Below are 21,142 nucleotides of genomic sequence, written 5' to 3' on the forward strand. Positions count from 1 at the left end.
CTGCTCGCCCTCAAGGCGGCTGGTCACGCTAGTCTTCGTGCTCACTAGCTCCTCGTCCTTTCACGATAAATCAGATAAATCAGGTAGAGACCGCCAATAGCGCCGGTCACCACACCCACCTGAATGATGCGGCCCGGAATAGCGAATCGACCGATGAGGTCGGAACCGAGCACCATGAGCGCACCCATGAGCGCCGAGGAGGTGAAACCCACCCCGCCGATGCGTCCCAGGCTCTTCGCGATGTGCGGCGCGGCCAGGGCCACGAAGGCGATGGGTCCGGTCGTCGCGGTCGCCAATGAGACCAAAAGCACACCGATGAAGAGGGCTGCGACGCGGTAGGAGTTCACGCTCACACCCAGGCCGGAGGCCACCTGATCACCAAAACGAATGGCTCCCAGCGGGCGAACCAGCATCAGCAGCAACGGAGTCACGACCAGCAGCAGGCCCAGCAGCGAGTACGTGCGCTCCCAGGTCATATCGTTCAGCGAGCCGGCCAGCCACGAGGCCGCCGTCTGCGCCTGCGTCAGGGAGGCGCGCACGACCAGCAGCGCATTGAAGGCCGCCAGGGTCGAACCCACGCCGATACCCACCAGCACCAGGCGGAAACCGTGCAGACCCGTATTGCGCGTCATCAGCCACACCAGAATCGAGGTCGCCAGGCCGCCAATCACCGCGCCCAGCGCCACCTCCACGGGCCCGGAGTTGAACACAATAATCTGCAGCAGGGCACCGGTCGCGGCGCCGTTCGTGAAACCGATAATATCCGGCGAGCCCAGGGCGTTACCCGAAATCACCTGGAAGATCGAACCGGAAAGGCCCAGCGCGGCACCCACCAGAAGGGCCGCCACGATGCGCGCAGCACGCTGCTGGGCAAAGGTTACCGCAATCGGCTTGCCCTCACCCAGCAGCGCCGGGATGACCTTCTCGGAGGCGAGCTTGTAATCGCCCTGCAACATGCCCCAGAAGGCCAGCGAAGCGATAGCCGCCACCAGGATTACGTTCAGGATGACCACGCGCCACGGAATCTGCGCGCTGAGCGGCCCGCGCACGGTCAGAACGGGACGACCGCCCAGGTCGCGACCGCGGCGAGGATACCCCGCCCCGGCAGCCGCGGAAACAGTAGCCGAGGAAACAGTCGACGCGGAGCGCGCCGAAACAGAACTATTCGACATCAGAGCGCCTCCACCTTGCGACGGGTCATCAGGAACAGGAAGACCGGAGCACCAGCCAGGGTCGCCACGATGCCCGCCTGTGTCTCCTGCGGGGCCACCAGCACGCGCGCCAGAATATCCGCGCCCAGCAGCCACACCGGCCCCAGCAGGGCCGAGCCGTAGTTCACCCAGCGCACATCGTTACCGAGCAGGGCGCGCACCACGAACGGCACCGCCAAACCCACAAAGCTGATGGGGCCCACCGCGGCCGTCGCGGCACCGGCCAGCACCGTCACCGACAGCAGGGTCAGGTTCTGCGTGGTACGCACGCTCACGCCCAGGCTCGTGGCCGCCTCCTCGCCCATACCCAGGGCGTTAATGGCCGGGGCCACCACAAAGGCGATCAGCACGCCCACCGCAATCACGGGGCCAACGGTCGAGACGATATCCATGCCGCGGCCCTCCAGAGAACCGGAAACCCACAGGCGGAACTCGTTGTACGCATCCTGATTGGCCAGCAGCAGGCCCTGTGCGAGCGCCGACAGCGCGGCAGAAATCGCCACACCCGCCAGCGCCAGCTTCACGATCGACCCGTCACGGCCGCGGCCCAGGGTGTACACCAGCATCGCGGCCAGCGCGCCACCAATCGTCGCGGCAATCATGTACTGCCAAATGCCCATCACGCCAAACGCCACCACGGAGCCGATGACGGCCACCGAGGCGCCGGCGTTCACGCCCATCAGGCCGGGCTCGGCCAGCGGGTTGCGGGTCAGGGATTGCATAAGCGAACCCGCAATCGCCAGGGCCGCGCCCACGATAATTCCTACCAGGGTACGCGGAACGCGTTGCTCCATGACGATGGTCCGGGCCTCCTCCGAGGCTTTCCCGGTCAACACACCTACCACCTGATCCGGCGGCAAATTATTCGACCCGAATAGCAACGAGGCAACCACAGCGACCACCAGCAGGAGCGCCAGCAGGGCCAGCCAGGCCAGACGGCGGCCCAGCTTTCGGCCCTGCACCACGGAATCCTTCACGCGGGCCGGGGACGTCGTCATCTCGTGCGGAGCGGGCCTGGGCGATGCACTCTTGACGGTCACATTGCTCCTATAGACATGCTCGATGAGGACAAAAACAGGGGACGCAGGCACGGTGCGTGCCGACGCGAGAAAACGCCGAGGGCGGGAGGGGCACTCCCCCACCCGCCTCCGACGTTCAGAGTTGTTAGCGCTTACGAATCACCAATACGGCTGCGGCGGCGACCAGGCTCAGGCCCAGGACGATCACGCCGACCCACGGGAATGCGGCGCCGTAGGTCACGGTCTGCACGGTCTTCTCGGCGTTATTCACGCTCGAAGAAGATGCGGATGCCGAGGCCGACGGTACGGAGGCGCTACCGCGTGCGGGGGCGCTCGAGGAGGCCGAAGCGCTCGCGGTAGCCTTCACGGTTTCCTTCGGCTCAGCCGATGCGGAAGCAGACTCGGACGAACCGGCCTCCGCGTTCAGGCGGTCGTACTCCTCCTTGGAGATGACGTTGCCCTCGGCATCGGTGTACACGGTCTCGACCTCGCCGTTCGACTCATCGCCCTGTGAGCTCGAGGAGTCCTCGGAGCCAGTGCGGTGCGAGGAAGACTTCGAGGAGTTCGACGAATCGGAGCCGCCCTCGGAGGTCACGGTGAACTCGGGGCTACGGTTGCTGTACGCCTCGGTACCCAGGTACTTGCCGTCCTTATCGTGTTTCTCACCCGTAGCCAGGAATCGCAGGGTGTGAGTGCCGGCGCCAACATCCGGCAGAACGAAGGAGCCGGAGACGTTACCGTTGCCATCGCTCATCTGCTGGTGCACCACGCAGGCGCCCTGAGCCGCATCGGAGGGGCACAGGTTGCCGTCGTCAACCTTCACCGACACCTGGGTGTTCGCGGGGAAACCGCTCAGGGTAAAGGAAATCACGCCGTGCTCGCTCACAGAGGAGGAGACGGTCGAGGAGGTACCGGGGGTGGAAGCCTTCGCGCCGCCCGGGGGCAGGGCGGAGGCGCTACCCATTCCCAGGCCCAGGGCCAGGGAGGCCGCGGCGCAGGCGGTCAGGGCTTTGCGGGTGAAGGGTGCCTTCGAGGAGGCAGCCGAAAAAGGTGCACGCATGGTGGTCCTTTCACATTTTTCCGGGGCGGCCGGCGGTCCCGTTGCCGGGCGCCCCGTTGGTTCTGGTCCGGCTCCGCCGCGTTCATTCTCGAAAAAAGGCGGCGGAGGTCGGGTGAGCCCTATCGGGAGCGGTCCCGGGCTCTTGGGGGGGGTTATTTGTTCGTGCGTCGGCTGGTCAGCGCCAGGGCCAGAATCACCAGGCCGGCCGCGGAGAGCAGCAGATTATTCGCGTTGTTGACGAACCACTTGGTTGCGCCGGTCAGCTCGGTGCCCTCAACGGTCGGACCCTGAGCGGTCAGGGCCGTGGGGCTGGCTGAGGCGCTGGTGGTCGAACGCGGCGAGGCGGAAGGCGAGCTGGTAGCCTTGGCGGTCGCCTTAGCCTCGGGCTTCGCGGCGGTGCTTTGGGGAGCTTTTTCCTTCGCTTTGGCCTGCACGCGATTCACGACGGTCTCGGCGGGGGTGACCACCGTGGCGAGCGTCGGCTCTGCCTCGTAGGATCCCAGGTCGTCATCGGATGCGTCCTCGCGGGGTGCCGCGGCACGCTCGACGGTCATGTCGGCAAAGCCGAGCACGGCATTCTCGGCGCCCTGGTTACCGTTGTGCACGACCACGCGGTAGGTTGCCGATGGCATGGTCTCGCTGGTTTCGTAGCTGAAGCTGCGGTTATCGTCCAGGCGCTTCCAGCCGGAGGCGTACAGCGCCTGCGGGGAATCCCCCAGGTAGGTTGCGGCGTACACCCAGGTGCCCGGTTCCGCGCCCGGAACGGTCACGGTCACGGTGGAGCCATCGCGGCGCACCTGCACGCCCTTGCCGTCGGTCAGCGCGGTCGCGTGAATCGCTTCGGGTGCCTCGGTGGGCTTGTACTCGGGGGCGGTGTCGCTGAGCTTAATCTTCTGTCGAATAGACACACCACGGTCGTAGTTGTTGTCGTTCTCGTCCGCTCCGCCCAGGGAGCCCGAGAGGACCTGCACGTTGTGCTCGGAATTTTCGGTAGCCCAGCCTGCCTTAGCCAGTTCTTCAGCACTCAGACCGGTGTTTTCGGTGGTGGGCAGGGGAACCTCAACCTCGAAGGTGCCGTCTTCCTTGGCGATTGCCATGAAGTTCGCGGGCGAGTTTCCGCCCTTCTTGGTCAGGGGGTTAATGGCCTGGTGAGCCTCATCGGGGCGGGCGTCCAGGAACTTGACCGCAAATACGGCACCGCGGCCGGGGGCGTTACTGACAAACCCCTCGCCGCGCATCACGAGCTTACCCTCGCGCCATTTCTCGGTGGAGATGGTCACGGTCGCCTTCGCGGGGTTCGCGGGCTTGGAGTCGGTGGACTTCGGTGACGCGGCGGTGGGGCTCGGGCTAGCAGACTGGGTGGGGTCCGCGGTCTTGCTGGGCTCGGCGCTGGGGGTGGCCGAGGGGCTGGCCGCCGGATCCGAGGCGATTCCAATCGGCAGTTTGGAATCCGCGAATGCGGTCGGTGCCGTCAGGGCCGCACCGGGAGCCACGAGCGCGCCGGCAAGCGCAACGACAGCGCCGTACCGTGCGGCGGCACGGGCGGGGCGGTGATCGGTCATGGTGGTTGTTCCTTGCGAGGTGGTGAGTCGTGCAAGCTTCCCGTAGCGACGGAGCCGCTACGGGAAGCCAGAGAGGGGTGAGGGCTTAGAGGGGCAGGGCCTTCTTGACGTCCTCGATAATGCCGTTGAGCAGCAGCGGGCCGCCGGTGGAGGTCCACTTGGAGCCGTCCACGAGAATCACGTGGTCGTCCTTGACTGCCTTCAGGTTGGTGAAGCCGGAGGTTTCCTTCGCCTTATTCAGTGCTTCTTCGGCGCCCTGCAGACCTGCGGTACCCTGCGCGTTCGGGTTCTTCTGGCTTGCGCCGCCGAGGGTGCCGAGGAACATGTAGTCCGCGTCGATGGTTGCCAGGTTCTCCAGAGAGACCGGTTCGGAGTGGCCCTGGCCGTTGCGGTCCTGCGACTCGGGGCGCTTGAGGCCCAGGTCGTTGAGTACCTGGCCGGCAGGCAGTTCCTTGAGGATCAGGGCGGGGCCGTTGCCCGCCCAGCGGACGATGGAGAAGGTCTTGTCGCCGTACTTGGGGGCGAGCTGCTCCTTCAGTGCCGCTGCGCTTGCCTCGTAGGCCTTGATGACCTCTTCACCCTTGTCGACCATGTTCATAGCGTTGGCGACGTTGCGGAAGTTGATGCGCCAGTCGCCGCCGGCGTAGCCGCAGTAGACCACGGGGGCGATCTTCTTGAGGGTTTCAAAGGCCTCAGAGCGCTTGTCCACGCCGGTGGAGTCGACCAGAATCAGGTCGGGGTCGAGGTTGCCGATCTGTTCGTAGTTCACCTGGGCAACGGTGCCGATAATCTGAACGTCCTTGGCGCGGTCGGCGAGGTAGTTGGGTACGCCGGACTGGCCGCGGCCGGAGACGGAACCGGCGGGAGTCACGCCCAGGGCCAGCAGGCCGTCGAGGGTCGGCTCGGAGAGCACGATGACCTTCTTGGGGTTGGCGGGAACCTCAACCTTTTCGTCATCGACGTCCTGGATGGTGCGGGTGCCACCGGAGTTCGAGTCGCCCGATGCGGAGCCACCGGAGGTGGTGGTCGTGGTGGTCTCGCTGCTGCAGGCCGCGAGGGCGAGGGCAGCGGAGGATGCGAGGGCCAGGCCGAAGAAGGCGCGGCGGTTAACGCCCGATGCGCCCTGGTTCTCGGGGTCGGTCAGCTCGGAACGGTTGAAAGACATAGTTCTCCCTAGATATCACTAAACTATACCTAACCTTACAGATATCTGAGTGCCACTTCAAGATGTCCAGAGTCTCGCATACATTCCCGACGTAACGACCCGCCCTACCGCGGATTTTCAAGGTTTTTACTTTTCATATATTTGTCATAATTTTGCTGACAGAGTGTCAAAATAATCGAGCGAGCGAGCAGACGTACCTCTCCCCCGCCCCTTTACAACGCGCAAACACCCCGCCGCGGGGTTCGCGACGGGGCGACTCCCCATGACGGGGCGCACGTGGTTTCGGTGATGCCTTCTAGGTACGAGCGGGGTGCGCGGGCTCCGGGGTTCCGCCGTCGGCGAGGGCCGCTAGTGGCCGCAACCGCATCCGGTCTTGGAACGCTGCACCGAGGCGGCCGCCGCGCGCAGGGAGGCGACGGCCGCCTCCGGACCGCCCAGCGCCTCGTCCACGCCGTACACCGAGCTACCGGCCACGAAGCAGGTCGCACCCGCCTCGGCCGCACGCAGAATGGTCTCCTCGGTGATGCCGCCGTCCACCTGCACGGTCACCGGCAGGTTCGCACCCTTAATCGCCTTGGCGGCGCGGGCAATCTTCGGCAGGGTCACGTCCAGGAAAGCCTGGCCGCCGAAGCCGGGCTCCACGGTCATGATCAGCAGCATGTCCAGCTCACTGAGCATGTCCAGGTAGGGTTCCACGGCGGTCGCGGGGCGCAGCGCCATGCCGGCCTTCGCGCCCTCGGCACGCAGGGTGCGCGCCAGCTTGATGGGGGCAATCGCGGCCTCCGCGTGGAAGGTCACCGACTCGCAGCCCATGCTGGCGTACTGGGGCGCCCAGCGGTCGGCGTCCTCAATCATCAGGTGCACGTCGAACGGCACCGGCGATACCTCGCGCAGACGCTTGACCACCGGCGGGCCCCAGGTGAGGTTCGGCACGAAGTGGTTGTCCATTACGTCAATATGCGCGGCGTCGGCGGTAGAGATGCGTTCGAGCTCGCGCTGCAGGTTCGCGAAATCCGCCGAGAGAATCGACGGGTTAATGGCAATGCCCATTGTGTTGTCCTTACGTTGCGCTCCCCCGCGCTCGGCCCGCGCTCCGGGGAATGGAGCATGGGCCGGGCGGGGCGAGTGACGGTCTAATTTTGCGCGGGTTCGGGTCTGCAATTCCGGATCTGCGGGATTGAAACGCCCAGGTTTACGCCCGAGGCTTCCGGAGCCTAGTTCTTACGCAGCAGAGCGAGGAACATGGCGTCGGTCCCGTGCACGTGCGGCCACAGCTGCGCGGTGGTCGCCGAGGCGTTCACGACCGGCGCGCCCTTCTTGACCTTGATTTCGGGGGTGTGGCCGGGGTCCTTCTCCCCCGCCAGCACGCTCACGGGCTCGCCGTTCGCGTCCTCGGTGTGCAGGGCCACCTCGCGCAGGATGGCCGCCGAATCGAGCAGGCTCACCGCACCGCTTTCGAGCGCCTCGGCCACGATGTTCTGAGTCTCCGCCGCGTGCGGGGAACAGGTCACGTAGGCGATCACGCCGCCGGGGCGGGTCACGCTGATGGCCGCATCCAGGAGCTGACGCTGTAGGGGCAGCAGCTCGGCAATATCGCGCGGGGACTTGCGCCAGCGCGCCTCGGGGCGGCGGCGCAGGGCACCCAGACCGGAGCAGGGCACATCCACCATCACGCGGTCGAAAAGCTGACCGGGCTCAATGGATCCGGGCAGGTCGGAGGCGTTCTTGCGCAGGGTCTCGCGAATCTGGCGGCCGTCGCCGGTGAGCACCGCGTAGCTGCCCTCGGGCAGCGGTCGCAGGGAGCCTTCCACCAGCTGGGCGCGGTGGGCAGCTGCCTCGTTGGCAATCAGGGATGCGCCGCGCTGAATACCGAGCGCACCGAGGAGCGCCGCCTTGCCGCCGGGGCCCGCGCACAGGTCGAGCCAGGCGGTGTCGGGGCCGTCCAGGGGGGCTGCGGCCAGCGCGCGTGCTACCAGCTGGGAGCCGGCATCCTGCGCGCGGACGGTGCCTTCACGTACGGATTCCAGGCGGGCCAGGTCGCCGGATGCGTACAGCGCCGAGCCTTCAACCAGCTCGCCGTCGACGGCGCCCTGTTCGCGTGCCTCATCGAGGCTACCCAGGCCGGGCAGCGCAACCAGGTTCACCACGGGGGCGAGGTTATCGGCCTCAAGTAGCTGCTCAATTTCGGTGGCGGGGCGGCCGTGCGCGACGAGTGCCTGACGCATGGAACGCACAATCCAGGCGGGGTGCGAGGCGAGCAGAGCCATGCGCTCGGTGTCGTCCTTGGCCTCCTCGATGATGAGCTCGTACCACTCTTCGGGGGTTCGCTCGGAGACGCGGCGGAGCACCGCGTTGATGAAGCTTGCCGGGCCCGCACCGATCTTTTCGCGTGCCAGGGACACGCTCTGGTTCAGCGCAGCGTGGGCGGGAACGCGCATGTTCAGCAGCTGGTGCACGCCCATGCGCAACACGATGAGCGTGGTCGTGCCGACCTTCTCGAGAGGGCGGTCCACGCAGTGGCGCAGGATCGCGTCGTAGGTGCCCTGGTGGCGCAGCGTGCCGTAGGTCAGCTCGGTTGCGAAGCCCGCGTCGCGGTGGTCGAGGCGGTGGCTACGAATCGCCTTGGGCAGCACGAGGTTCGCGTAGGCGTCGGATTCCGCCACGGAGCGCAGCACCTCGAAGACGGTGGCGCGTGCGGTGTCTGCGGTGCGCGAGCGTGCGGAGGGTGCCGCCGCGGAGAATTCGCGGGCGGACATGGAGCGGCGGTTGCGTTCGTGGCCGCTCTTATTGCGCTGGGAGGTGCCGCCGCCACCGCGTTTGGTGTCCTCGTGCGCGGTCTTGGCACGGCGTTCGGCGCGCTCCACACTGGTCAGGCCGTCGAAGCGGCGACCGGTGCGGGATTCTGCGCGGTTCTCGCCGCGGTTTTCGAAGCGCTTCTTGTCGCCGCGAGAGTTGTTATCCCACTTCTGCTGGCGGTTCTGCTCGCCAGCATCCGAGCCATTACCCGAGCCGGAGCGGCGGCGGCGCTTACGCTTCGCACCGCCCTGACCCTGGTCGCCAGCCTGGTTGAAGCCGCCGCGGCCGAACTTGTCCGGGCCGAACTTGCCGTTGCCAGGCTTGCCATTGCCAGCGTGACCGGGCTTGCCGTGTCCTCCCTTGTAGGGGCGCTTTTCGTTGCTCATGCGAGTACCACCAGGCCTTCCGCCATGTCCTTGCCAGCGCCGCGAGCCCACGCGGGCGCGTCCATCATTTTCTTACCGGCAGGCTGAACCTGCAGCAGCATCAGCGGTTCGGTACCGGTGCCGACCAGTACTTTCTTCGCGTGCAGACGCACCGCACCGGGTGCGAGGGGGCCGCCGTTTGCCTCGGTCAGGGACTGTACCAGGCGCTCGTCGGCAACCGCGAGGCCGCCGATCTTGAAGCGGTTTTCGCCCAGTTCGCACCAGGCTCCGGGTTCGGGGGTTACGCCTCGGTAGCGCGCCAGAATCTGTTCGGCGGGTTCGGTCCAGGTGAGGCGGCCGTCGGCAATGCTCATCTTGGAGGCGTAGCTGACCGACTCGTCCTCGACCTGCACGGCGCCGTGCTCGCCGGCTTCGAGGCGCTCAAAAGTGCGCTCGAGCAACGCGCCGCCGCTGGTAGCCAGGCGCATCAGCACGCTGCCGGCGGTGTCGTCGGCGGCCACGGGGGTGGATTCCTGTTCGAAGGTGGGGCCGGTGTCCAGGCCCTCCTCGAGCAGGAAGGTGGTGGAGAAGATCTCCTGCTCGCCGGCCATGAGGGCGCGCTGCACGGGGGCGGCACCGCGCCAGGCGGGCAGCTTGGAGAAGTGCAGGTTGACCCAGCCGTAGCGCAGGGTTTCCAGGGCGGACAGCGGCAGCATCGCACCGTAGGCGACAACGGCGGCCGCGTCGGCGTTCAGCTCTGCGAGGGCTGCGGCGGCCTCGTCGTTCCAGCGGTTTGCCTTCACGACGGGCAGGCCGAGCTCCTCGGCGCGCTGCGCGACCGGGGAGGGGGTGAGCACGCGCTTGCGGCCCACGGGGGCGTCCTCGCGGGTGAGCACGCCGACCACGCGCACCTTATCGGAGTTCGCCAGGTAGTCGAGCGGGGGCACGGCAACGTCGGGGGTGCCGGCATAAATAATGTTGAGCATGTGAGCCTACTTTCCGAAGCTACCGAAGGAGGAACCAGCAGAACCGGCGCCAAACGCGCCGCCGCCGCCAAAGGCGCCGCCCACGCGGGTTGCACGCTCGGTCACGGTCTTCGCGGCGACAGTGTTGTAGTCTGCGGCGCGCAGGGCACGCATCACGCGTCGACGGTCTTCGCCGATCAGGCGGTCGATGAACAACTTGCCGTGCAGGTGGTCGGTCTCGTGCTGCAGCATGCGGGCGAACAGGCCTTCGCCCTCCAGCACGAGGGGTTCGCCGTGGCGGTCCACGCCGGTCACGCGCGCCCAGTTTTTGCGCGGGGTCGCGGACTTCTGGCCGGGCACGGACAGGCAGCCTTCGCCGCCTTCCTGGTCTTCTTCGCCGACCTCGAGCACGGGGTTAATGATGTAGCCCTCGCGGTCGTCAATGCCGCCGAAGGTGAAAATCTGCTTGGAGATGCCGATCTGCGGTCCGGCGAGCCCCACGCCGCCCACGTCGTACATGGTTTCCAGCATGTCGTCGATGAGTCGCGCCAGGTCGTCGTCGAAGACGGTGATGGGTTCGCAGACGCTGCGCAGCACCGGGTCGCCCACGGTGCGGATGCTCAGAATGGTCATAGTTCTCCTCTGCCGGCGCCGGGCCGGTCTAATGTGCTAACGGATATTCGGTGGGGTGCCGCGGGGTGCGGCTCTCCCCCATTGTCCCCGAATCGGGGTGGGTAAATCTAGAGGGTGTCGGGCCGAGGTCTCCGGGTTGAGTCTCCGGGTTGAGTCTCCGGGTTGAGTCCCCGGGAGGAGTCTCCGAGCCGCCCCCCCCCGGGCCGGTCGTCGCCGCGGGCGCTGAACGGAGCGGCCGGGGGTTCGTTCCGGTCGGCCTTGCCTCGCGATGCTACGCGGCGGAGCGTCGCTCGGTGGGCGGCGGCACCACGGGCATGAGCGCGGGATCCTCGAATTCCTGCACCTGACGGTCGAATTCCCAGACGCGGCGCAGGGCGCAGAACTTGTACCAGTTACGTTCGAGGATGGCGGGGTTCGCCTGCTGCGGCAGAACCTGCGTCTCACCGAGGGCCACGCCCATGAGCACGGGCGCGTCCCCGTACTTCCAGGGTTCCCAGGTGCCGGCGTCGGGGTCGACGAGGGATTCTTCGGCTTTGAGGCCGGCGACGAGCTGCATGACGACCTTCTCGTCGAGCGCTTTGACGCGGCCGCGCTTGTCGGTGCCCTTGGTTTTGTAGTCGATGATGCAGGTGCGGCCCGCAATTTCTGCAACGAGGTCGAGGGTGCCAGCGTAGCCGACGGTGTCGTTCCAGATGGTGATTTCGGCGGCGAGGGGGCGGGGGTTGAAGGCTTCCCACCACTCGTCGAAGCGGTCGGCGTAGGCTTGCTCGCCGTTAGCGATGAGCAGCTCGCGGCATCCGGCGACGTCGTGGTCGCGTCCCATGGCGCGCAGGGCGACGTTTTCGGCGTAGTTGTGCACACGGTCGCCTCGGGCGGCGGCTGCGTCGCGGTATCGTTCGGAGGCGTTGGCGGCGTCGCGGATAATGGCGAACTTGAGGCCGTGGGATCCGGAGGCGCGGTAGGCGCGCTGGTCTTCGAGTGCGGCCTTGGCGGCCATGTATCCGTGCCAGCCGCTCAGGTCGGTGGCGTGCTGGCCGATGACGGTGGTAATGGAGGGCACGAGCAGTTCTCCCCCGCGCTTGCGGGAGTACATTCGTCCGTAGTCGGTGGAGGTTGCGAGTTCGGGTGATGTCACGGGGGTACCTCGTTCGTGGTGGGGCCGTGTCGGGGTTGGCGTTCCCTCGGCGGGGCGACCGAGCGGTCGGCGGGGTTTCGGAGCCTTTGTGGAGGGTGTGCCGGGGTGGACACAATAAAACCCCCGTTCCTTGAAACGGGGGTTCTTTGGTGCGTGATACTGGGTTCGAACCAGTGACCTCTTCGGTGTGAACGAAGCGCGCTACCACTGCGCCAATCACGCTTACGGATAAGACTATACCGACGGTTTGAGGGGAGGTCAAATTGAGGAACCAACTTTTTTTGAAAAACTTTGCCGCCCTCTCCCATCGGAACGGCACCGCAGAGCCAGAGAGTTCTAACGAATAAAGACATAAACAAAAAAGCCCTTCATTCGAAGATGAAGAGCTTCTTTCCTAGTGGTGACCCCAACCGGTTTGTATGGTGATGAGGGCGCATAATGCCGAGCGCGCGAGGGAATTCATTATGCGTCCGAATGCCGCGACGTAAGGAGCGGCGCCGTGAGAGGCTCACGGCGGCACCGCAAAGCCAAACGCTTCTAACGAATAAAGACATAAATAAAAAAGCCTTGATTCCGAAGAACCAAGGCTTTTTCCTAGTGGTGACCCCAACCGGATTTGAACCGGTGTTGCCGCCGTGAGAGGGCGGAGTACTAGGCCGCTATACGATGGGGCCGCAACCTCCAGATGGAGGTTAGCTGGGATACCAGGACTCGAACCTAGAACAAAGGAACCAGAAACCTTCGTGTTGCCAATTACACCATATCCCATTACTCTATTGAGTTACCGTTCCGCCTTTCGCCTTTCGGCTCATCACCGGAACGAGTAATAACTATACGGGGCTTTCGGGAGGCACGCAAGCCAAAATACGGTAACCTGCCTCACACTCTCACCCTGGTATCCGCTACTTCCGCAGAATTCCGGGGTTTTTGGGGTCAAAAAATTCTTTAAAAAACCTCAAAGAGAGGGCTCTGGAGCCGATTTTAGCCCCTCAAAGCAGTCGAAGGAGGGTCCAGAACGCAGTTTCCACCCCTCCCCCGCACGATTTGCCCACCAAAATTTTTGAGGATTTTTTGAATCCCTGCCACTACCTAGAAATCAACTCAAGGTATCCGATTCGGAAAACACCTCGGACAAGTTAGAGGGTTAGTGCGGGATTGACCGGCACAGAATTACCGCATCCCACGCCCCCGCTTCAACGCCTCGCCATTCTCCAGGGATTTCACTTCCACCCGCCCCCACCCCTCGCAGATTTGTTCACTAAGACACAAAACTTTTGAAGACAACGAAAAAGCCCCGAGGCGAACCTCGAGGCTTTCAGTGGAGCGGTTGACGAGACTTGAACTCGCGACATCCACCTTGGCAAGGTGGTGCTCTACCAACTGAGCTACAACCGCATGTTTTCGCTTCAAACTTTGTTTGTCGCGGCAACGGATATAACTATACGGATACCGGACAGAGTGTGCAACCCAAAGCTTTCTCCTTTGCGCATCCTAGGCCCCAAAATTTACGCATAAAAACACATTGACAAGCGAGTATAGATGGATTATCCATCACAAAAATTTTTCTTTGACCAACAAAAATTCCCCTCCCGGCGGAGGGTTTCCCGGAAGATATTCCGGTAAACCCTCCGCCAAGAGGGGGAATGTGTAGCATTACGAGCATGCCGAGTATCCGGCCGTTCAGGCAGGTGTCAGGAGGCGCTAGTCGCCGCCGCCCGAGTCGCCGCCGCCCGAATCGCCGCCGCCGGAGTCCGAGCTGCTGTAGTCCGAGCTGCTGTAGTCGGAGCTACTTGAGCCGGAGTCGAAGTCGCCGGCGTAGGGGTCGGGGCCCGGGTCCACGAAGTCGTCTTTGTCATCCTCTTCACGCGAGGAATCCGAAGAGTCCGAAGAATCCGAAGTGTCTACGCCGTCAGACGAGGAGCTGCTGACGTCGCCACCGCGGGCGTGCCGTGCCTGAGCTTCTTGAGCGTTCAGGGCGGCGCGCGCCTCTAAGTAGGCAGTCACGTATCCGAAGGCTGCCGCAACGACAACAGCGACCACCATCAAGACGGACTTGTCCATGTTGGCGATGTACAAAATCAGCCAGATAATGCAGGCATTGGTGAGCGCCATGAGGGTGCCCTTGAACAGCGCCTTGCCGATGATGGATTGGTTATTCGGCCGACTCATGGTTAGCCCAGCTCAGCGGCCAGCTTGCGCAGGCGTGCGAGGGAGGAGTCCTTGCCCAGGATCTCCATGGACTCGAACAGCGGCGGGGAGATGCGCTCGCCGGACACTGCGATGCGCACGGGGCCGAAGGCCAGGCGCGGCTTGATTTCCAGGCCGTCGACGATGGCCGAGCGCAGCGCTGCCTCGATGTTGGCGGCGGTGAAGTCCTCGAGGGGCTCCAGGGCCTCGATAGCGGCGGCCAGCACCTGCGGTGCGGATTCCTTGAGCTGCTTGCGGGCGTCGTCCGCCACGGTAATCTCGTCGTCGCTCTTGAAGAGGAAGGCGAGCAGGCCGGGGGCCTCGCCGAGCAGCTGCATACGCTCCTGGACGAGGGGTGCGGCCTCGGTGAGCACCTGCTCCTGGCGCTCGGTGAGGGTTTCGCCCAGCACACCGGCAGCCTGCAGGTACGGAATCAGGCGGTTGCGGAAGTCCTCGGGGTCGAGGGCACGGATGTGGTCACCGTTGATGGACTCCGCCTTCTTCACGTCGAAGCGGGCGGGGTTGGCCACCACGTCGTGCACATCGAAGTGCTCGACGAGCTCGTCGATGCTGAAGACGTCCTGGTTTGCGGAGAGGGACCAGCCCAGCAGGGACAGGTAGTTCAGCAGGCCTTCCTTGATGAAGCCGGCATCGCGCAGCAGGAAGAGGTTCGACTCGGGGTCGCGCTTGGAGAGCTTCTTGTTGCCCTGGCCCATGACGTAGGGCAGGTGGCCGAACTCGGGGATGAAGGTGGTCACGCCGGTGTCGATGAGTGCGCGGTAGAGCGCAATCTGACGCGGGGTGGAGGAGAGCAGGTCCTCGCCGCGCAGCACATGGGTGATGCCCATGAGCGCGTCGTCCACGGGGTTCACGAAGGGGTACAGCGGGTCACCGTTGGAGCGGACGACCACGTAGTCGGGCACGGTACCGGCCTTAAAGGTGATTTCACCGCGAACGAGGTCGTTGAAGGTGATGTCCTCGTCGGGCATACGCAGACGCCACACGGGCTTGCGGCCCTCGGCGCGGTAGGCTTCCTTCTGCTCCTCGGTAAGGTTGCGGTCGTAGTTGTCGTAGCCGAGCTGCGGGTCCTGGCCGGCGGCCTTGCGGCGCTCCTTCACCTCGTCGGGGGTGGAGAAGTCCTCGTACACGTAGCCGCCCTCAACGAGCTTTTCGAAGATCTCGTTGTAGATGCCGGCGGTCTTACGCTCGGACTGGCGGTAGGGCTCGTGCGGGCCGCCAACGCCCACGCCTTCGTCCCAGTTGATGCCGAGCCAGTGCAGGGAGTCGAGCACCTGGTTGAACGACTCTTCGGAGTCGCGTGCGGCGTCGGTGTCCTCGATGCGGAAGACGAGCTTACCGCCGGTGTGGCGTGCGTAGGCCCAGTTGAAGAGGGCGGTGCGCACCATGCCCACGTGCGGGGTGCCGGTGGGCGAGGGGCAGAAACGCACGCGGGTGTCTGCGGGGGTGTTGAGTTCGGGACCGTGGTACTCGGTCATGTTGTCTCCTTGACGGTGTGTTCAGGATGGACGGTAGATGGTGTGGGGCGCGGGCGGCTTAGTCGCGCACGCGGGTGACGAGGGAGCCGATGCCTTCGACCTCGACCTCGACCTCGTTGCCGTCGCGCAGCACGCTGACGCCGGCGGGGGTGCCGGTGAGGATGACGTCGCCGGGCAGCAGGGTGAAGATTTCGGAGGCTGCGGCCACCTGTTCGGCCACGGAGTAGTGCATCTCGGAGGTGTTGCCCTCCTGCACGACGTCGCCGTCGACCCAGGTGGTGATGTTCAGCGAGTCGGTGTCCAGGTCGGTTTCAATCCAGGGGCCGAGCGGGGTGGCGCCGTCGAAGCCCTTGGCGCGGGTCCACTGGCGGTCTTCGAGCAGGTCGCGGGCGGTGAGGTCGTTGGCTACGGTGTAGCCGAAGATGACTTCGTGCACGCGCTCGAGCGGCACGGACTTGGCGATACGGCCGATGATGACGGCAAGCTCACCCTCGGGGCTGACGGCCTCGGAGTACTCGGGCAGGCTCACTGGGTCGCCGGGGCCAATCACGGTGGTGTTCGGCTTGAGGAAGAACTGCGGGGAGGCGGGCGCCTCGGTTCCTGCCCAGTTTGCGATCGCTCCAATCACCTTGGAGCGGGGAATGATCGGGGCGAGCAGACGCACCTGATCGATGGGGTAGGTCGTGCCGGTCGGTTCGACGCCCGAGTAGAAGGGGTCGCCGGCGATGACGCGCAGGGTCTCTTCGCCCGCTTCGCCTTCGACCAGCCCGAAGTGGAGCTCATTATTTACGGTAAATCGTGCAATACGCATACTTTCTAGGGTACCAGCCTTCGAGGGTGTGGGCGGCGGCGCGGAATGAGCGTGGAGGCGGGGCGGGGCACGTAATTCAACTAGGCGAGTCCGGTGCCTCCCTCCTAGCGTTCCCCTCCCCCGCATGTGCGCCCCGGCAGATAGTTGCCGCACGCGGCTATGCGCCGGGCACAGCGAATCCCCGCGGGTGCGTTCCGGGTGGGAGCGCATCCCGCGGGGATTTCGCGTGAAAGATTAGATGAGGCGGGTCATCCAGCCGTGGCGGTCCTCAACGGTGCCCAGCTGAATACCGACGAGTTCTTCGCGCAGGCTCTTGGAGATCTCACCGAAGTGCTCGGTGGGTGCCGGAATCTCAAAATCCTCGGCCTTGAGCTTGCCGATGGGGGCAACCACTGCTGCGGTACCGCAGGCGAAAATTTCGGTAATGTCGCCGTTTGCCACGCCCTCGCGCCACTCGTTGAGGGTGATGGCGCGCTCCTCCACGGTCATGCCGCGGTCCTTAGCGAGCTGAATCAGCGAGGAGCGGGTCACGCCCTCCAGGATGGTGCCGGTCAGCTCGGGGGTGACAATCTTGTTTTCCTTGCCGAAGATGAAGAACACGTTCATGCCGCCGAGCTCTTCGATGGCGTCGCCGCGGTGCGGGTCCTTGAAGATAACCTGCTTGCAGCCGTGCTTTTCACCCTCGGTCTGGGCAATCATGGATGCTGCGTAGTTACCGCCGCACTTTGCCGCACCGGTGCCGCCTTCGCCCGCACGGGCGTAGGTGGTGGAGAGCCAAATGTCCACGGGCTCGGGGGTGCCGAAGTAGTTACCTGCGGGCGAGCCAATCACGTGGTACTGCACGTGGCGGGCCGGGCGAACACCGAGGAACGCCTCGGTGGCAATCATGAAGGGGCGGAAGTAGAAGGCCTCGCCGTCACCGGTGGGAACCCATGCCTCGTCGGCTTTGATGAGCTGGCGCAGGGACTCAATGAAGGTCTCGGCGGGCAGCTGCGGCAGGGAGAGTCGGTGCGCGGAGTTCGCGAAGCGGGCGGCGTTCTTTTCGGGGCGGAAGGTCCACACGGAGCCGTCGGCGTGACGGTAGCCCTTAATGCCCTCGAAGATTTCCTGACCGTAGTGGAAGACGGATGCTGCGGGGTCCAGAACGAGCGGGCCGTAGGGGTGGACTCGGGCGTCGTACCAGGTGCCGCCGGTCTTGTAGTCACCCTCCCAGCCGATGGTGACCATGTGGTCGGTGAAGTAGTCGCCGAAGCCGGGGTTCTTGAGGATTTCTTCGCGGCGTTCGGCGGAGGCGGGTGACTGGTTTGCTTCGTGGCTGAATTCGATGGCCATCGTTCTGCGTTCCTCTTCGTCTAATGCATCATTCTGCGTTCTTCGAGTTCGGTCGCTCTCGTACGGTGGGAGCGGCCGGGGCTGCCTGCGGCTGCTGATGCGCCGGGGTGTGTGCGGTGGGCGCGGTGTCGAGGCAGGTGGTGCATCCGTGGGGACGGTTCGTGCTTTCGAGCAGCGTGGATGCATCAAGGTACGCGGTGGAGGGTATCCACCGCCGAGGAGGTCGGGCGGGTGTGCTCGACTGTTTTAGAGTACCGGAAAGATGCTTTTGCCGCATGTGCACCTTTTACCCCATTCAGGATGTGAACAGGTGGGTTTCGCAGGTCAGGTTCGGCGGCCTAGTTCCGGTGAGCAGTTCGGCGGGCTAATTTTGGCAGGCCGGTTTCGGCGGCGGAGCAATCGTTCGGCCCCTCTCCCCTACCGGCTCGGGTACCCCTGGTACGGGTAAAGCCCGGAAGGTGCGTTCCTTCCGGGCTTCCCTGGCGTTTTTATTCAGCGCTCATGCTGTCATAAGCGAGTTTTAGTCAGCTGACCTTAGCCGAGGCGTGCGAGCACGTCCGCGCCAACCCGATCGGTGCCACGCACAGTGGCGCCGTTCTCGCGCATGTCCGCCTCGACGGCGTCCTCAATGCGGGCCGCGGCGGCATCGTAGCCGAGGTGGCGCAGCAGCATCGCGCCGGCGAGGATGGCGGCGGTGGGGTTGGCCTTGTTCTGGCGGGCGATATCCGGTGCCGAGCCGTGTACGGGCTCGAACATGGAGGGGAACTCGCCGACGGCGTTAATGTTGCCGCTTGCCGCGTAGCCGATACCGCCGGTGACCGCGCCGGCAAGGTCGGTGATGATGTCGCCGAAAAGGTTATCGGTCACGATCACGTCGAAGCGGGAGGGGTCGGTGACCATGAAGATGGTGGTCGCGTCAATGTGCAGGTAGTCGGTCTCAACCTCGGGGAATTCAGACGCGATTTCGGCGAAGTAGCGGTTGTAGAGGCGACCGGCGTGGGTGAGCACGTTGGTCTTGTGCACGAGGGTGACCTTCTTGCGGCGGGTGGAGGCCAGCTCGAAGGCGTAGCGAATCAGGCGCTCCACGCCGTGTGCGGTGTTGAGGGAGACCTCGGTGGCGATTTCGTGGGGGGTGCCGCCGCGGATGACGCCGCCATTGCCGATGTAGGGGCCTTCGGTGCCTTCACGCACAACGACGAAGTCGATGTTGCCGGGGTTGGCCAGCGGAGAGACCGCGCCGGGGTACAGGCGGGAGGGGCGCAGGTTGATGTAGTGGTCGAAAGCGAAGCGCAGCTTCAGGAGCATTTCGCGTTCGATGAGGCCGGAGGGAATCTTGCCGCTGCGCGGGTCGGCACCGATAGCGCCAAAGAGGATCGCGTCGTGCTGCTTGAGGGATTCCATGGTGGACTCGGGCAGGGTCTCACCGGTTTCGAGCCAGTGCTCGGCGCCGAGCTTGTACTGGGTGGGGTTGACGGTGATGTTTTCGAGCTCGCAGGCGCGGGTGAGGATGCGCTGGGCTTCGGTAATGATTTCGGGGCCGATGCCGTCGCCGGGGATGACGGCGAGGTCGATGCTACGTGCTTCAGTCATGCCTCTACCGTAATACGCGCCGCGGGCGGGCGGTAGGGTGCGCGGGCGGGTTCTCAGAGTCTGGGCCGTCGGAGTCCGGGTCGTTCCGGGCGGGTGGGAAGACCCGCAGCGTGGCTAGGGGAAACAGGAGGGTTAAAACTCTTTTCCCCGGCTGAATCATCAGCCGGGGAAAAGAGATGGTATTTCTGCCCCGAGTGGGGTCGAGTACCTAAAACGTTACCGCTAATTATGCGGTGCGCTGGCAGAGGGTGACCTTGACGTAGCCGTTGCCACGTGCGCCACGATCGGTCGGAGCGTTGCCTGCGGACTCGATAGCACCGCCGGAAACACCGGGAGCAACGTAGGAGCCACCTGCGCCGCCGCCGCCGCCGAGCTGGCCGAAGGAGACGTTCTGGCGGATACCGTTGGGGTTGTTGTTCCACTTCTGGGTCAGAACGATTGCGGAGGAGGAACTGGAAGCACCGGAGCCACCGCCACCGTAGCCTGCGCCACCACCTGCGGAGATGACGGACTCGTAGCCGTTGAAGTTGAAGCCGATGGACTTGTACTCGAGAGCGTAACCGGTACCCTTGTGGGTACCCTCTTCCTTCTTGGTGCGATCGTTGTTGTCGATCAGGTAGGAGTAGGATGCTACACCGTTGCCACCATTACCCTTGAAGCCTTCGCCACCCTGGTTACCGGACTTGGAGGACTGGTAAATCTCCTGGTTGTTGGTGGAGTAGAAGCCCAGCACGCCGTTCGGGGACTTGCCGGTGTGCAGAGCGGTCTTGGAACCACCGTTACCACCGATACCGTTTGCGCCACCTTCACCGGCTTCAACGGTTTCCTTGATGGAGCTGTCAGCGTCGTAGATACCGAAGCCACCCTGACCTGCAGAACCCGATGCACCGTCAGCGGAGCCACCGGTGGAACCGAAGATGATGTTGCCGTTGCGCTTTGCACCTTCGGGCCACTGCCAAGAAGCGGTCACTGCGCCAGCTTCCATGTAGTCGGGGTTGTTGTTAGCGCCACCGTTGTTGATGAAGCCAGCGCCACCGCCGCCACCTGCAACTGCAACGGGGGTACCGTCGATGACCAGAGCGGAGGAGCCACCACCGGAAGCGGAGTAGGTAATACGCTTCAGGGGGGAGCTAGCGGGCCAAATAGTGTTGACCTGCTGCATGATGCTGGAGGGGACGGGGTTGGGCAGGCTGGAGGAACCGCCGTTACCGTAGCCCTCGCCACCCTCTGCGGGGGTCAGGGGGTTGTTACCGATACCACCGGCTGCGCCGACGAGCTGAACGGTCTGGCCGGGCTTGACCTCGATGATACCGGTGACCTTAGCACCGGAACCTGCTGCCATATCGGGGTAGTTGGTACCACCGGCACCGCCGACGACCTCGAACTTAATCTTGTCGACTCGCTCGGGAACAACGAAAGAAGTGGTGCCCTTAGCACCCGAAGCGTTACCGTTAGCGCTGTAAGCAGCGGAGGAAGCCCACTCGCATTCGGTGGAGGAAGCGAAAGCCGGAACAACGGCAGAAGCCGCGACAACCGGAGCAGCCCATGCTGCGCCCGCAACAACCTTGCGGCGAGAAATGTTAGTAGACATATATGTCCTTCGAGAGTGATGTCATTTGAGGAATAAGAGTTATCACCCATCGTCGTGCACGGTGACAATTCACCAAAGTGATTGAGCGAGTAAAGCCGGACAGTATTCCGACCCCGGATGATAACAACATAATGCTGTACCGTTCCGCGTGGGAGCGTCCCACAAGGGGCCTTGGTGCGCCCGATGGGCTCAGCCTTCTACACGCCGGGTGACGATACAGGTAA

16 protein-coding genes and 4 tRNA genes are annotated in these 21,142 nt (G+C 64.5%); all 20 read right to left on the reverse strand.

Features of this window, described 5'->3' with window-relative positions; translation table 11 throughout:
- Positions 1–44: 44 nt before the first annotated feature.
- Positions 45–1,172: a FecCD family ABC transporter permease gene (locus HMPREF2944_RS08140; RefSeq protein ID WP_049345533.1), complete on the reverse strand. Its 1,128-nt coding sequence runs from the start codon at positions 1,170–1,172 to the stop codon at positions 45–47.
- Positions 1,172–2,251: a FecCD family ABC transporter permease gene (locus HMPREF2944_RS08145; protein WP_239663140.1), complete on the reverse strand. Its 1,080-nt coding sequence runs from the start codon at positions 2,249–2,251 to the stop codon at positions 1,172–1,174. The genes HMPREF2944_RS08140 and HMPREF2944_RS08145 overlap by 1 nt, the downstream gene beginning before the upstream one ends.
- A 124-nt stretch (positions 2,252–2,375) precedes the next feature.
- A complete protein-coding gene (locus HMPREF2944_RS08150) occupies positions 2,376–3,290 on the reverse strand; it encodes a plasmid partitioning protein (RefSeq protein ID WP_070682283.1) in 915 nt (304 codons plus the stop codon).
- A gap of 152 nt (positions 3,291–3,442) precedes the next feature.
- Positions 3,443–4,852 carry a hypothetical protein gene (locus tag HMPREF2944_RS08155; RefSeq protein ID WP_070682286.1) on the reverse strand — a complete coding sequence of 470 codons (1,410 nt, stop codon included), beginning with the start codon at positions 4,850–4,852 and terminating at the stop codon, positions 3,443–3,445.
- A gap of 85 nt (positions 4,853–4,937) precedes the next feature.
- A complete protein-coding gene (locus tag HMPREF2944_RS08160) occupies positions 4,938–6,017 on the reverse strand; it encodes an ABC transporter substrate-binding protein (protein ID WP_070682289.1) in 1,080 nt (359 codons plus the stop codon).
- Positions 6,018–6,365: 348 nt separating this feature from the next.
- Complete coding sequence (gene rpe / locus HMPREF2944_RS08165) at positions 6,366–7,067, reverse strand: ribulose-phosphate 3-epimerase (protein ID WP_070682292.1); 702 nt, start codon at positions 7,065–7,067, stop codon at positions 6,366–6,368.
- A 164-nt stretch (positions 7,068–7,231) separates the two neighbouring features.
- Positions 7,232–9,199 (reverse strand): RsmB/NOP family class I SAM-dependent RNA methyltransferase, encoded by a 1,968-nt coding sequence (locus tag HMPREF2944_RS08170; protein WP_070682295.1) that lies wholly within the window; start codon positions 9,197–9,199, stop codon positions 7,232–7,234.
- On the reverse strand, positions 9,196–10,164 hold the full coding sequence (gene fmt, locus HMPREF2944_RS08175; RefSeq protein ID WP_070682298.1) for a methionyl-tRNA formyltransferase: 969 nt from the start codon (positions 10,162–10,164) through the stop codon (positions 9,196–9,198). The genes HMPREF2944_RS08170 and fmt overlap by 4 nt, the downstream gene beginning before the upstream one ends.
- Positions 10,165–10,170: 6 nt before the next feature.
- Entirely contained in the window at positions 10,171–10,776 is a 606-nt protein-coding gene (gene def / locus HMPREF2944_RS08180) for a peptide deformylase (protein WP_070682301.1), read from the reverse strand.
- 271 nt (positions 10,777–11,047) lie between these two features.
- Complete coding sequence (locus HMPREF2944_RS08185; protein WP_049333199.1) at positions 11,048–11,911, reverse strand: hypothetical protein; 864 nt, start codon at positions 11,909–11,911, stop codon at positions 11,048–11,050.
- Between the two features lie 147 nt (positions 11,912–12,058).
- A tRNA-Val gene (locus HMPREF2944_RS08190) sits at positions 12,059–12,133 on the reverse strand.
- A gap of 376 nt (positions 12,134–12,509) precedes the next feature.
- A tRNA-Glu gene (locus HMPREF2944_RS08195) sits at positions 12,510–12,585 on the reverse strand.
- Between the two features lie 22 nt (positions 12,586–12,607).
- Positions 12,608–12,679: transfer RNA gene (locus HMPREF2944_RS08200), tRNA-Gln, on the reverse strand.
- A 551-nt stretch (positions 12,680–13,230) separates the two neighbouring features.
- Positions 13,231–13,306, reverse strand: a tRNA-Gly gene (locus HMPREF2944_RS08205).
- 306 nt (positions 13,307–13,612) lie between these two features.
- On the reverse strand, positions 13,613–14,080 hold the full coding sequence (locus HMPREF2944_RS08210) for a hypothetical protein (protein ID WP_070682304.1): 468 nt from the start codon (positions 14,078–14,080) through the stop codon (positions 13,613–13,615).
- A gap of 2 nt (positions 14,081–14,082) precedes the next feature.
- Entirely contained in the window at positions 14,083–15,594 is a 1,512-nt protein-coding gene (gene gltX, locus HMPREF2944_RS08215) for a glutamate--tRNA ligase (protein ID WP_070682307.1), read from the reverse strand.
- A 58-nt stretch (positions 15,595–15,652) separates the two neighbouring features.
- A complete protein-coding gene (locus tag HMPREF2944_RS08220) occupies positions 15,653–16,405 on the reverse strand; it encodes a fumarylacetoacetate hydrolase family protein (RefSeq protein ID WP_070682310.1) in 753 nt (250 codons plus the stop codon).
- Positions 16,406–16,639: 234 nt separating this feature from the next.
- Positions 16,640–17,737, reverse strand: a complete 1,098-nt coding sequence (locus HMPREF2944_RS08225) for a branched-chain amino acid aminotransferase (RefSeq protein ID WP_070682313.1) — start codon at positions 17,735–17,737, stop codon at positions 16,640–16,642.
- A 534-nt stretch (positions 17,738–18,271) separates the two neighbouring features.
- Positions 18,272–19,327, reverse strand: a complete 1,056-nt coding sequence (locus HMPREF2944_RS08230) for a 3-isopropylmalate dehydrogenase (RefSeq protein ID WP_070483896.1) — start codon at positions 19,325–19,327, stop codon at positions 18,272–18,274.
- A 226-nt stretch (positions 19,328–19,553) separates the two neighbouring features.
- Positions 19,554–20,918 carry a hypothetical protein gene (locus HMPREF2944_RS08235; RefSeq protein ID WP_049344222.1) on the reverse strand — a complete coding sequence of 455 codons (1,365 nt, stop codon included), beginning with the start codon at positions 20,916–20,918 and terminating at the stop codon, positions 19,554–19,556.
- Positions 20,919–21,142: the final 224 nt, after the last annotated feature.

Origin of the sequence: Rothia sp. HMSC072E10, assembly GCF_001813965.1 — a bacterium.
Lineage (GTDB): Bacteria > Actinomycetota > Actinomycetes > Actinomycetales > Micrococcaceae > Rothia > Rothia mucilaginosa_A.

What these genes read in the sequence shown, in the direction of transcription:
- gltX (WP_070682307.1), bottom strand. Translation starts at nt 15,594, where the DNA reads ATGACCGAGTACCACGGTCCCGAACTCAACACCCCCGCAGACACCCGC.
- HMPREF2944_RS08225 (WP_070682313.1), bottom strand. Translation starts at nt 17,737, where the DNA reads ATGGCCATCGAATTCAGCCACGAAGCAAACCAGTCACCCGCCTCCGCC.
- HMPREF2944_RS08150 (WP_070682283.1), bottom strand. Translation starts at nt 3,290, where the DNA reads ATGCGTGCACCTTTTTCGGCTGCCTCCTCGAAGGCACCCTTCACCCGC.
- rpe (WP_070682292.1), bottom strand. Translation starts at nt 7,067, where the DNA reads ATGGGCATTGCCATTAACCCGTCGATTCTCTCGGCGGATTTCGCGAAC.
- HMPREF2944_RS08235 (WP_049344222.1), bottom strand. Translation starts at nt 20,918, where the DNA reads ATGTCTACTAACATTTCTCGCCGCAAGGTTGTTGCGGGCGCAGCATGG.
- HMPREF2944_RS08160 (WP_070682289.1), bottom strand. Translation starts at nt 6,017, where the DNA reads ATGTCTTTCAACCGTTCCGAGCTGACCGACCCCGAGAACCAGGGCGCA.
- def (WP_070682301.1), bottom strand. Translation starts at nt 10,776, where the DNA reads ATGACCATTCTGAGCATCCGCACCGTGGGCGACCCGGTGCTGCGCAGC.
- HMPREF2944_RS08170 (WP_070682295.1), bottom strand. Translation starts at nt 9,199, where the DNA reads ATGAGCAACGAAAAGCGCCCCTACAAGGGAGGACACGGCAAGCCCGGT.
- HMPREF2944_RS08230 (WP_070483896.1), bottom strand. Translation starts at nt 19,327, where the DNA reads ATGACTGAAGCACGTAGCATCGACCTCGCCGTCATCCCCGGCGACGGC.
- HMPREF2944_RS08155 (WP_070682286.1), bottom strand. Translation starts at nt 4,852, where the DNA reads ATGACCGATCACCGCCCCGCCCGTGCCGCCGCACGGTACGGCGCTGTC.
- HMPREF2944_RS08140 (WP_049345533.1), bottom strand. Translation starts at nt 1,172, where the DNA reads ATGTCGAATAGTTCTGTTTCGGCGCGCTCCGCGTCGACTGTTTCCTCG.
- HMPREF2944_RS08210 (WP_070682304.1), bottom strand. Translation starts at nt 14,080, where the DNA reads ATGAGTCGGCCGAATAACCAATCCATCATCGGCAAGGCGCTGTTCAAG.
- HMPREF2944_RS08220 (WP_070682310.1), bottom strand. Translation starts at nt 16,405, where the DNA reads ATGCGTATTGCACGATTTACCGTAAATAATGAGCTCCACTTCGGGCTG.
- fmt (WP_070682298.1), bottom strand. Translation starts at nt 10,164, where the DNA reads ATGCTCAACATTATTTATGCCGGCACCCCCGACGTTGCCGTGCCCCCG.